A 13,694-nucleotide genomic window follows, 5' to 3' on the forward strand; every position below is an offset into this window, starting at 1 on the left:
TCACATCTGGTATTTGCCATAAATGTGGCGGTGTTGTTACAAAAAATGAATCTAAAGACGAGAAGGTGAAACATTGACAAGAATAATTGAAACTCCAAGTTACTATTCAGTATTAACAGCTGAAGTTAGGTATGATAAACGCTTAAAACCAAATGAAAAGATACTTTTTGGTGAAATTACAAGCTTATCATCTGTAAATGGTTTTTGTAATGCAGGTAATGCATACTTCTCTAAGCTATATGACGTTGAAAACGAGACAATAAGCAGATGGATATCTAAGTTAGAGCAATATAGTTACTTAAAGCGTCAGATAATTTACGGTGAAAATAAACATATTATTGAGCGAAGATTGTATATAAATTGCATTGAAAAAAACATACCCCCTATTGACGAAATAATCAATACCCCTATTGATAAAAAAGTCATTACCCCTATTGACGAAAAAGTCAAAGAGAATAATACAAGTGTATTTAATAATACAAGTACTAAACATATATGTACAGAATTTGATTTAATTGTTCAAGATTACAATTCAATTTGTGGCAGTAAGCTTCCCAAAGTAACCATCTTAAGTGAAAAGAGAATTAAAAGTATTAATGGGTTACAAAAAGCTATTAAAGACATTGATTTTAAAATGCTTTTTCAGAAAACTATTGAAAGTAAGTTTTTAACTGGCAGTTCGGGAACATGGAAATGTAATTTTGATTGGCTAATGAATAGTACAAATGCCCTTAAGGTGCTAGAAGGCAATTACACAGATAATTTTAATAAGGCAGGTGAAAAAAAGAATGCCAAAGACGTTCGAAGAGATGCTGAAGGAAAAACAGCTAGCCAACTTGCAGAAGAACTCATCAAGTCACATAAAGGACCAATCGAAGATATTGTCACCAACTTTTAAATGTCCAATATGTAAGGATGTTGGGGCTGTATTATACAAAGTCAAAGATAAGTTTGGAAAGGAATATGATTATGCTAATCCATGCGAATGTAGGACTGGAAGAATAAAAGAATGTAGATTACTATTTGCAAATATTCCAGACGAATTTAAAAATCTTACTATCAATAGTTTTGAAACGAATATTTATAAAAATCAAGCCTTTGAAGCTGTTCAGGTAAAAAAAATCTGTGCTAACTATGTTAATAACTTTCAAGAAATGAAAGAAAAAGGAAAAGGCTTGTATTTACACAGTGAGACTAAAGGTAGTGGAAAAACAAGGATGGCAATTAGTATAGCAAATGCAATTATAAATTATAAAAATACAGCTGCTAAGTTCACGACAGCAATAAGGATTATCGAAGAAATTAAAAGAACATTTAATGATGATCTTGCTGATAAGAATGTTATTCGAGATTTACAAAGAATAGATGTTTTGGTTATTGATGATATAGGAACAGAACGTAACAAACCCTTTGTAAACGAACAATTTTATTCAATACTTGATGAACGACTTATAAATAGAAAAGTAACTATATTTACATCAAATTGTGCGATCGAAGATTTAGAAATTGATGATAGAATTGTAAATCGTATTCAAAAAATGGCGGTACCCATAAGGTTTCCCGAAGAAAGTATCAGATGGGATTTAGCAATTGAAGAGAATGAAAGTATTATTACAGATCTATTAAAACCTTGAAAGGAATAATACTATGGAAGAATGGGTAGGAGCTCATGAATGGGTAGAAAATCACACAATGCTTACTGATAAAGATTTGATGAATCCAGACAAAAGTGAGATTGAAAAAATTACGAAAGAAATAGAGCAGGAGTTAAATGCTTCAAACATGAAACAAAGGGAATTAGATAATATTTTAATTCATTCCAAAGACAAACTTATTAGTTTCTGTATTGAAAACCTTAATAAAAGCTTTCAGATGTTTGAAGTAACGAGAGACTTCCCAGTGGTTAAATCTTATCACTACAAATGATTTATGAACTAGCACAAAAAGCTTTAGATTTAAAAGGTTACAAATTAACAAAGTGTGGAAAATCATGGTACAAGAGTACGAAAGTGGTGAGCTAAGATGCCAAGAAAACAAGATAAACCATGTGGATTTGTAGCTGGTTTAACATTAGATTATGGATGGAGCGAGGAAGAGAAATACATAGCAGAAAAGATGTTAAAAAATGGAGCTACAATATCCCAATTAGCTAAAGAATTTCAAAGACAAATACTTGAAGTTATGATTTTGGTTGATGATCTGATTAAGAAAGGGAGCATCGAATCAAATAAGTCAATATTGAGAGAGGTGAGCTAGTGAATAAAATTGCCTTAACTGAATCACTAAAGTTATTAGTTGATATATTTTCGGGAGGTGGTGGCGCCTCAGTTGGAATAGAAATGGCCACTGGTAGAGAAGTAAACATAGCTATTAATCATGATATGGATGCAATATTAATGCATAAAACCAATCATCCTCATTCACAGCACTTACTGGAAGATATTTGGGATGTTAGTCCATTGAAAGTAACAGAAGGTCGCCATGTAGGATTATTATGGGCTTCACCTGATTGTAAACATTTCAGCAAAGCAAAAGGTGGAAAACCAAAGGATAAAAATATTAGATCATTACCATTCGCTATTGTAAAATGGGCAAGGCATGTTCGTCCTGATGTAATAATTGCTGAAAATGTAGAAGAGATTCAAACGTGGGGGCCTCTTAACAAAAAAGGAATACCTATAGCAAAAAGAAAAGGCGAAACATTTAATCAATTCATAAGAAAGCTAAGAAAACTTGGTTATTCTGTTCAATGGAGAGAATTAGTGGCTGCTGATTACGGCACTCCTACAACTAGAAAACGTTGGTATATGATAGCTCGATGTGATGGAAATCCTATCACATGGCCTCAACCAACACATTCAAAAACAGGAGAGAACGGATTAAAAAAATGGGTACCTGTTTCAACAGTATTAGAATTTTCGGATTTAGGGAAATCCATATTCGGACGTAAAAAGCCTTTAGCAGAAAATACCATGAATCGTATTGGAAGAGGAATGGATAAATTTGTATTTAATAATCCTGAACCATTCATTCTACAAATAGGACAATCTGGATTTACTAAAGATAGGAATAAAACGATTCATGAACCTCTTATTACGATAGTTACTAAGAATGAACACTGCCTGGTATCACCAGTACTTGCTCCATTTATGGCAGTTAATACATCTAACCATCCAGGTGGGAGCGCAGGTGCACCAATACACACTATTACAACCGGGGGACATCACGCATTAGTATCACCTATCTTGATTCAATATCATTCTGAGACTTCTGAAAACTCTGTAAGAGCATATGAAGTTAAAGAACCAATAATGACAATTGATGCAAGTCCAAGGTATGCATTAGCTAGTGTGTTTATATCAAAAGCATATGCCGGATGCAGTAGATCAACAGCATCAAGCGTTGATGATCCGTGTCACACAATTACAGCTAGACAGGTCCATTCATTAGCAGGAGTATTTCTAACAAAATTCTATAAAACAGGTACTGGTCAAGAAGTTACAGAGCCCCTACATACAATAACTACCTCAGCAGGACATTTTGGGGATGTAAAAATTTTAATGGTTGAGAAAGAAGAAGTTATAAGTGAATTCCGTGAAAAGTGCAATATGGTAGCATCATTCATCATGGAATATTACGGTCAAGGCACAGGACAATCACTTAATGATCCACTACATACTATTGTTACAAAAGACCGCTTTGCATTGGTTACTGTTTACGGTATAGATTATGTCATTGTTGATATCACGTTGAGAATGCTGACTCCTAATGAACTTTTTAAGGCACAAGGCTTTCCAGAAGACTACATTATCGATCAGGACTACAAGGGACGTGCTTATCCAATATCAAAGCAAGTAGCAAGGTGTGGCAATAGTGTATGTCCTCAGATGGCAAAAGTATTAGTTGAATCAAATTGTAGTGATTTAAAAACTGGAGAACGCGCACCAAACATGAGAATAGATTCTAGCCATGAGCAACTAAGATTTGCATAGAGAAGGAGACTAAAACGGTGTTAAGACAAGAAACTGAATTGTGGCAAGTAGCGGGCACAGAAATTGAAGTAACTAGCGAAATTGAAAAAGGAAAAAGAATGGATACAAAAGTAATGCTTAATATAACAGTTAATGTATCAGGTGAAAGCCTAACTGATTTTTTAAATCTAATTGGAGCAATTATTGAAGAATATAGTATTTAAACTTACAGGAGGTAACCTATGATATTTAAAGAACTTAAAGAAAATCCTAAAGATGGATTTTATAAAGTATTAAATAAAGACATATTTATTGTAGTCGAAGGTAACAAAGTAGTACATAGTCCTTACAGAAAAAGTATAAGAGATGATGAAAAAATAATTAAGCTTAAAAAAGGGAGTTGATTAGCAACTATAGGGAAAGACGGAAATGTAACTTATTAGAAGAAAACTATTGTTGACTAATTAAGAAAAATTGAACCTTGAAAACTGAATAAAGAAAAAATAAGATTTCTATAAAAGATTGTATATGATATACTTATTAAAGGTGTTTATAACACTAATTTCAAGAATAACATAGTTAGCTGATATTTAATCAGATTATCAAAAAGGGGATAATGTATGGAATTTAATAAATTACCCATGTATGATATGTCACTTAGGCAATTTGAAGATCTATGCTATGATTTATTAAAAGCAAACGAAGAAGTAGAAATAGTCACCAGGATCAAAGATGACGAAGGTTTCGATTTTGAGGGAGAAGAAAAATTTAGTAGTGGCAAATCAAAGTCATTTCTAGTAGTGGTTAAACACTGGTCTAAATTTAATATAAACGGTGTGGCAGAAGCTCTATTAAGATTTATAACAATAGAAAATTTTGACAAACTTATTTTTATTACTTCTGCCAAACTAACGAATACACAGCATGATGAGGTGAAAAATCTTGTAGAAGATATAGATAGAAATATTGATTTTAGTATTATAGACTATAATCGAATTCTAAAACTTGTTAATGATAATATAGAAATTCATAAAAAGTATTTTCAAAATATTAATTTAGTTATTAAAAAAAGATATATTTATTTATCGTCTTCAGTCTTAACAATTATAACATCACTCCTTTTTATTAGTATACAAGTATTAATTGTTAATAATAACAAAGATTCTGACAAACTTGATAACCGAATAGTAAACGTTACCGAATCTATAAACAGTCTCCATGATCTTGAAGAAGACTTAGAGGGTATAAGAGACGATATGATTCAAATGGAAATTGAATCACAACTTATCAAGGAAGAATATGATAGCGCAAAAGAATTAGAGAAAATAACTGATGATGAAATTAAAGCTATTACATATGCATTAAATAAAAAAAGTTTTTGGCAGGTTATAATTCAAACTATACCTGGATTTTTAATTGGTATTGCATCATCAGTAATTGGAAGCATTTTTTATGAGGCTTATAAAAAGAGACGTCAATTATCTCCATAGGGATGATTAAACATCAGCTAACATTAGTTTTCTTGACACTAATCAGTTGGGAAAAATATTGTTAAAAATTAATACTGTACCGTAAAGTGCAACATTTTAAAGGAAATCTCAAAGGTTTCCTTTTTCAGTGCAAAAAACAGTTCATAATAGTCTAATTATTGAGGTATGAAGCGAAAGCTTAATATAATAACGGTATCTACAGCCTAATGTGGGAAAGGAGTACCCTTGTAAGGCATTTAAACAAATCTTAGTATATAATACACGTATTATTTTAGCCCGAAGTTACAATCGGATTTGTTGTAACAGCTAGTCCGGCTCAAGGACCAGGGGCGAACCTCAGAGCCTTGCCCCCAATAATTAAAACAATTAATATGATTTACATATATGGGGGTAATAAAATGGCAAGACATATGACAAATGAAAAAATTGAAAAGCTTGGAGAATACCTAAAGAAATATACGACAATAAAAAGAATGATTAAGCATGATGAAAAACTTCTTGAAGATTATTATGGACTTACAGGAGTTAACTATGATAAGGTTATAGTTAATCCAACAAATAAGTTTCATAGCGATACGGAGAATCAAACGATATCAAAAATTGATATTGAAAATAGATTGTTTAATAATAAAAAACAACTTAAAAGGATAGACTTGGCACTAGATATCCTTGACGATGAAGCCAGAAGGATTATAGTTGATTATTATATTCATGATTTAGGATGGATTGTAATAGCTAGAAAAGTTGGAACATCAGATAGAAATTGCCGAAGAATTAGAGATGAAGCAATGATTCAAATACACGAAGCATTTTATGCAGAAAGACTTGATATGAAAACTGGACACGCTCAAATTGCTCTAGATGCTGTCATGGTCTAAAAGTATGTCCTAATTCTGTCCCTATCGTGTCCTAATAATACCATATATTAATGATATAATAATATTGTGAAAGTTTACAGAAGTAAGCCGAAGCTACCCCCACAGCAATCACCCATTCATATCCTTCGAATGGGTGATTATTATATTGTAAAGAAGGGATGATATTGAATACTGTACAGCCAATAAGAGACTTTGAACTTATAGAAGACATTGGAGAGTTTTTAAGGTTATCATCATATAGAAATTTTGTGCTTTGGTCAACAGGAATATATGCTCCCATAAGGATATCTGATATATTAGATTGGAAAGTACGCGATGTTCGTAACAAGGATTTCGTATCTATACGTGAGAAGAAAACTGGCAATGAACAACTATTCCCAATCAATAGTGAATTGAGAAAAATACTGGATCACTATATAGATGGGAAAAAAGATTATGAATATTTGTTTGCTTCAAGACAAAAAAATGGTAAAGGTATATACGGACCAATTTCAAGACAGCAAGCATATTATATCCTCAACGTAGCTGCAAAGTATTTTAAACTACAAAATATTGGGTGTCATACGATGAGAAAGACTTTTGGATATCATTATTATCAACAAACTGGAGATATTATTACATTACAAGAGATTTATGGCCATTCTCATTTTAGTATTACAAAGAGATATATTGGTTTAACTCAAGAGATGAAAAATAAGGCTGTAAAAGATTTTAAATATAAGAAGTTAAGGAAATCAAGTTGATGATTGAATTCTGTTTGTCATATTAATGTTTTGTCAAACTCACATATATGTTTTTAATTATATATATAGAAGGAAAAATTTTCGTTGAGTTTAACACAATAGTAAGATATGACAAACTCAACACAATAGAGTAAAAAGGATTTTTAATAACTTTAATTGTATATTCTATGTATTTATTATTTGTAAATTACCATGAATTATCGTAATCAAAATAATACTTGGGAATATAAAATAAGTTGATCTATATTCTAAATGTAGGATTAATCATCAGATATACTAATAAATGAAAAATGAAAAATGAAGTGGGTTTCATAGCAGCATCACTTGAATAAGAGTGATATTAACTATTTATCCACTTCATATTTGTATATTATTTGTATTATGAGGGGGGTGGAAGACCAAGATATACTTGGAGCTTCCTGAATGGAAGACCAAGACATGCTTGGAACTTCCTAAATAACTAACCCCCTACCTAGTACATATAAAGTCTATTAGTACAATAGGTAGAATGAAACCAATAAACATGATAGTTACGCGCATTGTTATATTGGAACTTTGACGTTCGAATGCATTGCTATCCATTAAGTTCATTCTCATAATACAAACCTCCTTTATTTTCTAGATTATAATATATGCTACAATCAATATATTAATTCTCAACTACCATGGACACCATAATAGATACTTTTAAATATATTTAAAGGCTAAAAGGTACTTCCAGCGACTTACATCACTTGCGGGTGCTCAGACGCCCAAAGCGTGTTTAGTTACAAATAATATTTTTAGAGGGTTTCCAGTTCCGCACGAATAAAAAGAAAAGGAATGAGCCATGATGGACCACAAAAATGATTCAAATGAAAATATAAATACCCTTACAGTTTCAGGAACAGTAATGGCTAAAATATTAAACGTTACTGATCGTAGAGTTAGACAGTTTGCAGAAGAAGGATTAATAGATAAAGCAGCTAGAGGAAAGTATGCATTGATATCAAGTGTACAAAAGTACATAGCATTTATAAAAACGAATAAAGATATTGAAGGTTCTAAAGTCAAAGAACTAAATTATGATGATGAACATGCAATACATGAAAAAGTTAAAAGAGAAATAGCTGAAATTACACTTGCTAAGATAAAAGGTGAAGTACACGAGGCACAGGACGTTAAGCATGTAATGGAACATATGCTATCAAACTTTAGAGCTAGATTGATGAATGTTCCTTCCAAGTTAGCACCTATATTATTAGCAAGAGATAACATACCTGTCATTCAATCTATGATAGAGAAAGAAGTTATTGAAGTTTTAGAAGAGTTATCGGAGTATAATTCAGAAGTATTCTTATCACAGGACTACATTGCATTAGAAGATGAAGATGAAGAGGAAGATGAAGAAATTGACAGCGAAAACGAAGAAGAATACGAAAACCAAGAAAACAATTAAAGCTAAAACCCTTAGATTGTTCAAAGAAATTGCTAGAATATTATCGCCACCACCTAAGTTAACCGTTAGTGAGTGGGCAGATCAATATAGAAAACTTTCATCTGAAAGTTCTGCAGAGCCGGGGCAATGGAGAACTGATAGAGCGCCATATCAAAAAGAGATTATGGACGCAGTTAGTGATCCAGAAGTAGAGAAAATAGTGGTAATGTGCTCTTCACAAGTTGGAAAAACAGAAATCCAACTAAATATCATTGGTTATCATATTGATTATGACCCAGCTCCGATAATGGTAGTAATGCCAACAGAGTTACTTGCAAAAGCGTTTTCCAAAAAACGTCTTGCAACTATGATTAGAGATACACCAGCAATAAAAGATAAGATTAGTGAAAGTAAATCTAGGGATGGTGACAATACCATCCTTGAAAAAGGATTCCCAGGGGGATACGTTGTTATGGTTGGGGCAAACTCACCTACAAACTTATCGAGTAGACCAATTAGGATATTACTGGCCGATGAAGTAGATAGATTTCCTCTTTCAGCCGGCAATGAAGGTGATCCATTAAGTTTAGCAGAAAAAAGAACAACAACATTTCATAATAAGAAAAAGATATTTGTATCTACCCCGACAGATAAAGAGACTTCTAGAATTGAAGTTGAATTTGAAGCAAGCTCTAAAGAAGAATGGAATTTAGCATGTCCAATGTGTGGAAGATATCAACCATTATCATGGTCTCAAATTAGATTTGATGATGAAACAATGGAATGTAAATATTGTAAAGAACGTTTTTCTGAATTTGAATGGAAAGAACAGCCAGGCATATGGATACCTAGCAAACCAGAGATTACTAATGTGCGTGGTTTTCATTTAAACGCACTAGCTAGTCCATGGGAACGCTGGGGTACTATCATAGATAACTTTAGAGAGGCTAAAGCTAAGGGTAAAGAAGTATTAAAAACATGGGTTAATACAACGCTTGGGGAATCTTGGGAAGATCAAGAGGGTGAAATGGCCGATGAAGAGGCTCTTCTTAAGAGAAGGGAACGCTATGGATGTGAACTACCTGACAAGGTACTCATAATTACAGCTGGGGTTGACGTCCAAGATGATAGATTAGAAATAGAAGTAGTTGGTTGGAGTCATAATTTTGAATCATGGGGTATTGAATACAGACAATTTATGGGTGACACTACCAATGATATGGTTTGGAAAGACCTAGACCAGTACTTAATGAAAGAATTTAGTTTTGAAGATGGAAACAAGTTAATGATATCATGCTGTTGCGTTGATAGTGGTTATAATGCTTCAGATGTATATAAATTCTGCAAAAAAAGAGAACATCGAAGGATATTTGCTATAAAAGGTAAGGGTGGGTATGGAATCCCTTTTATTGGAAAGCCAACAAGGAGTAATAAAGAAAAATGCGCCTTATTTACTCTTGGTGTTGATGCAGGAAAGTCAAAATTAATATCAAGATTAAAAGTGCAGTTTGAAGAAGAGACTGGATATTGTCACTTTCCTATTGAAAGTGGTCGTGGTTATGACCAATATTACTTTAAAGCACTCACTAGTGAGCGTAGAGTAGTTAAATATTCTAAAGGAGAAAGGCAATTTGAGTGGAAAAAGAAAAAAAGTGGAGCAAGAAATGAAGCGCTAGACTTAAGAAATTATGCTACAGCAGCAGTTGAAATACTTAATCCACCCTTTGATGTGCTTGAAAAGACTATTAAAAACAAGCCTAATCAAAATATTAGAGTTGATAATAGTCAAAAACCTCGAAGAGGTGTGGTTAATAGGGGTATTGAAATTTAGAAAGCAGGTGATAAATAACATGGCTGAAACTAGACTTACGATGACAAAAGAACGTCTAAATCAATATTATGATGCAGAAAAGGCAATACTTGCTGGTCAAGAGTATAAAATCGGAACTCGCAGCCTAAAAAGAGCTGATTTAAAGACTGTTCAAGATGCAATTAAGGAATTAGAAAAAACGGTTGATGAATTAACAAAGAAAGAAATAACAGGTGCATCTAGAAAATCCTTTAGAATTACACCTAGAGATTTATAGGAGGTATTAAGGTGAATATTATAGACAAAACAATAAACTACTTTAGTCCTCAAAAGGGTCTTGAAAGAGAAATTGCCAGAGTAAAAACAGACATACTTAATAGTGGTTATTCTGGGAGTGGTGCAAGTCATGACAAGAAGTCAATGAAGGGTTGGACAGATAAAAGCGAGAGCCCATTTAAGGATATTGATAAAAATTTACCCACCTTGAGAAGTAGATCAAGACAATTGTTTATGAATGCTCCAATTGCTACGTCTGCAATTAAGACCAACAGAACAAATGTTGTTGGACAAGGACTTAAACTTAAAAGCAGAATAGATTTTACAAGACTTGGTATAACTCAAGAGGCTGCTGATCAGTGGGAAAAAAATACAGAGAGGGAATTTAATCTTTGGGCAAAATCTAGATGGTGTGATGCAACACGTCTTAATAATTTTTTCGAATTACAACAAATTGCACTAATGTCTTGGCTAATGAATGGTGATGGATGGGCACTTATTAAGCAGCAAGATATAACTAGATTTATGCCATATTCATTAAATATTTATCTTATTGAAGCGGATAGAATATCAACTCCCCAAAAAGATGTTAATGGTAATTGGCTTACTTTAGATAATGAAATAAAGAAAGCTGCTAATGGCAACTTAATCTATAATGGAGTAGAAATAAACTCAAATGGTGCCGTTGTAGCATATTGGATTTGTAATTCATATCCCTCAGACAACAACATGATTAAAAAAGATTGGACAAGAGTTGAAGCATTTGGTAAAAACACAGGAAACCCGAACGTACTTCAATTGATGGAATCAGAACGATGTGAACAATATAGAGGGGTTCCTTACCTTGCTCCAGTAATTGAATCACTAAAGCAAATTAGCAGATACACAGAAGCAGAACTTACTGCAGCTGTTGTAACTGCTTTTTTTACAGCATTTATAAAGCAAGAGGGTTCAAGAAATGATAATACTTGGGAGCAATCAATACCTCAAGAGCAAAGAGTTGATGATTTTGACCCTAATTCATATGAACTTGGTGCTGGAACAATTAACATTCTTGGCCCGGGTGAAGATGTTGTTATTGCAGATGCTAAAAGACCAGCTAGTGGATTTGATCCATTCGTTAGATCAATTCTAAAAATGATTGGTGCAGCACTTGAGATACCCTTTGAATTACTAATCAAGTCATTTGAAGCTTCCTATTCGGCAAGTAGAGCTGCACTACTTGAAGCGTGGAAATCATTTCGAATGAGAAGAACATGGTTTGCAGACGATTTTTGCCAACCGATTTATGAAATATGGCTTTCAGAGGCAGTAGCTAGAGGACGTATCAAAGCACCAGGATATTTTAATGACCCATCAATTAAAAATGCATGGTGTGGGTCTGAATGGATTGGACCATCTCCAGGACAGATTAATCCAGTACAAGAGGTTACTGCATCTGCTTTAAAGGTTGCTAATGGATTTAGTACAAGGGAAAGAGAAACAATGGAGCTCACTGGTGGTAACTTTGATGATAATGTTACACAAATATCTAGAGAAAACAAGGCTTTAGGTGAAGCCAGTATGTTGCCTACAAAGGAAGGAGAAAATAACAATGCCTAATGCATTTTGGGAATTTAAAAACAAATCAGAATCAACAGCCGAACTTATGTTGTACGGTGAAATTGCTAGTCAAGAAAGTTGGTGGGATGAACTAATCACACCCAAAAAGTTTGCAAAAGATTTGAAAAATCTTGGGAGTAAAGACAATATTATTGTAAGAATCAACAGTGGTGGTGGAAGTGTATCAGCTGCAACAGCAATTTATACACAGCTTAGGGATAACAATGCAAAGATTACAGTGATTATTGATGGAATAGCAGCTAGTGCAGCCACTATTATTGCAATGGCTGGAGATGAAATCAAGATACCTCGAAATGGAATGATGATGATTCATGATCCTTCCTACACTTTGTGGGGGAATTATAACGCTGAAAGTTTTAGGAAGTTAGCGGACACATTAGATACTGTTAAAGAGGCAATCTTATCTACTTATGAAAGTAGAACGGGAATGACTAGGGATGAGCTTTCTGAATTAATGTCAGATGAAACATGGCTTACAGGTGAAGAGGCTGTAGAAATGGGATTTGCTGATTCATTATTATTTGAAGAAGCTACAAATGTCATGAATGGTAACATGTTATGTGTAAATAATGTTTCTCATGATATCTCACATTTTAAAACACTTGTAGCAAGGCTAGAAAAGAACAAGTTTATCTCTGAATCAAGTAACACTAGTACTCAGAACTTAACTGAGACTATTAAAAATAATCAAAATGAAGGAGGTCTTCAAGACGTGGAAATTAAAACGGTAGAAGATTTAAAAAATGCTTATCCTGATTTAGTGAATCAAGTGATTGATACAACTAGAGAAGAAAGTTCAAAAAATGAGAGAGACAGATTAAAAGCTATTGATGAAATAGCAAATACTCTTGATCCCACATTGGTCGTAAATGCTAAATATGGTGATACAGTTATGAGCGCTCAAGAACTTGCTTTTGAAGCAATTAAAAATGATGCACAAAAAGGTATTAACCATCTTAAAGAAGTTGCAGACGATGCAACTAATTCAAATGTTACTGGTGTTGGAGTAAAACCAAATACCCAAGAGGAAGAAGCCAAAGCAACAGCTTCTCAAGAAACAGTTAACGCAATGGTTGCAGGAGCAAATAATAGGAGGGAAAACTAATGACAGAAAGTTTATATGGTGAAGTAGGTTCAATCGAATATGATAACCTTGTTGCTGGTAATAATGTACCCTTATTGGTTAAAGGTGTTGTTGTAGCAGCTGGGCAAGGAGTATTAAAAAAAGGTAGTGTATTAGGTATTGTAACGGCAACAAGTAAAGGATTATTTTGTGCGGCTGCATCTGTAGATGGCAGTCAAGAAGCAAAGTTTGTTTTAGCAGATGATGTAGATGCAACGGAAGAAGTTGTAGCACTATGTTATCAATCTGGTGAATTAAACCGTGGTGCTTTAATTTTTGACTCAACGGACACAGCAGAAATGCATGAAGACGAACTAAGAAAAAATGGTATCTTTTTAAAAGATATTAATTAATAGGAGGCTA

General features: G+C 33.3%; 15 protein-coding genes. All 15 read left to right on the plus strand.

Annotated features, from left to right (window positions below):
• Positions 1 to 82: 82 nt before the first annotated feature.
• Complete coding sequence (locus CVU84_03025; GenBank protein PKM96116.1) at positions 83 to 898, plus strand: hypothetical protein; 816 nt, start codon at positions 83 to 85, stop codon at positions 896 to 898.
• On the plus strand, positions 789 to 1,634 hold the full coding sequence (locus CVU84_03030) for an ATP-binding protein (GenBank protein ID PKM95788.1): 846 nt from the start codon (positions 789 to 791) through the stop codon (positions 1,632 to 1,634). The genes CVU84_03025 and CVU84_03030 overlap by 110 nt, the downstream gene beginning before the upstream one ends.
• A gap of 13 nt (positions 1,635 to 1,647) precedes the next feature.
• Positions 1,648 to 1,926, plus strand: a complete 279-nt coding sequence (locus CVU84_03035; GenBank protein ID PKM95789.1) for a hypothetical protein — start codon at positions 1,648 to 1,650, stop codon at positions 1,924 to 1,926.
• A 96-nt stretch (positions 1,927 to 2,022) separates the two neighbouring features.
• Positions 2,023 to 2,256 (plus strand): hypothetical protein, encoded by a 234-nt coding sequence (locus CVU84_03040; GenBank protein PKM95790.1) that lies wholly within the window; start codon positions 2,023 to 2,025, stop codon positions 2,254 to 2,256.
• An 83-nt stretch (positions 2,257 to 2,339) separates the two neighbouring features.
• Entirely contained in the window at positions 2,340 to 3,992 is a 1,653-nt protein-coding gene (locus CVU84_03045) for a DNA methyltransferase (GenBank protein ID PKM96117.1), read from the plus strand.
• Between the two features lie 17 nt (positions 3,993 to 4,009).
• A complete protein-coding gene (locus CVU84_03050) occupies positions 4,010 to 4,195 on the plus strand; it encodes a hypothetical protein (GenBank protein PKM95791.1) in 186 nt (61 codons plus the stop codon).
• Positions 4,196 to 4,591: 396 nt separating this feature from the next.
• Positions 4,592 to 5,461: a hypothetical protein gene (locus tag CVU84_03055; GenBank protein PKM95792.1), complete on the plus strand. Its 870-nt coding sequence runs from the start codon at positions 4,592 to 4,594 to the stop codon at positions 5,459 to 5,461.
• A 398-nt stretch (positions 5,462 to 5,859) separates the two neighbouring features.
• Positions 5,860 to 6,339 (plus strand): hypothetical protein, encoded by a 480-nt coding sequence (locus CVU84_03060; GenBank protein PKM95793.1) that lies wholly within the window; start codon positions 5,860 to 5,862, stop codon positions 6,337 to 6,339.
• Between the two features lie 164 nt (positions 6,340 to 6,503).
• Positions 6,504 to 7,082, plus strand: coding sequence for a site-specific integrase (locus CVU84_03065; GenBank protein ID PKM95794.1), 579 nt, complete (start codon positions 6,504 to 6,506; stop codon positions 7,080 to 7,082).
• An 832-nt stretch (positions 7,083 to 7,914) separates the two neighbouring features.
• Positions 7,915 to 8,520, plus strand: coding sequence for a hypothetical protein (locus CVU84_03070; GenBank protein PKM95795.1), 606 nt, complete (start codon positions 7,915 to 7,917; stop codon positions 8,518 to 8,520).
• A complete protein-coding gene (locus CVU84_03075) occupies positions 8,465 to 10,330 on the plus strand; it encodes a terminase (GenBank protein PKM95796.1) in 1,866 nt (621 codons plus the stop codon). Before CVU84_03070 ends, CVU84_03075 begins: the two co-directional genes overlap by 56 nt.
• Before the next feature lie 19 nt (positions 10,331 to 10,349).
• Positions 10,350 to 10,586: a hypothetical protein gene (locus CVU84_03080; protein ID PKM95797.1), complete on the plus strand. Its 237-nt coding sequence runs from the start codon at positions 10,350 to 10,352 to the stop codon at positions 10,584 to 10,586.
• Positions 10,587 to 10,597: 11 nt separating this feature from the next.
• Positions 10,598 to 12,187, plus strand: a complete 1,590-nt coding sequence (locus tag CVU84_03085; protein PKM95798.1) for a phage portal protein — start codon at positions 10,598 to 10,600, stop codon at positions 12,185 to 12,187.
• Positions 12,180 to 13,313 carry a hypothetical protein gene (locus CVU84_03090; protein PKM95799.1) on the plus strand — a complete coding sequence of 378 codons (1,134 nt, stop codon included), beginning with the start codon at positions 12,180 to 12,182 and terminating at the stop codon, positions 13,311 to 13,313. The genes CVU84_03085 and CVU84_03090 overlap by 8 nt, the downstream gene beginning before the upstream one ends.
• Positions 13,313 to 13,684 (plus strand): head decoration protein, encoded by a 372-nt coding sequence (locus CVU84_03095; protein PKM95800.1) that lies wholly within the window; start codon positions 13,313 to 13,315, stop codon positions 13,682 to 13,684. Before CVU84_03090 ends, CVU84_03095 begins: the two co-directional genes overlap by 1 nt.
• The last annotated feature ends 10 nt before the right edge of the window (positions 13,685 to 13,694 follow it).

Source organism: Firmicutes bacterium HGW-Firmicutes-1 (assembly GCA_002841625.1).
In the GTDB taxonomy this organism is placed as follows: domain Bacteria; phylum Bacillota; class Clostridia; order Lachnospirales; family Vallitaleaceae; genus HGW-1.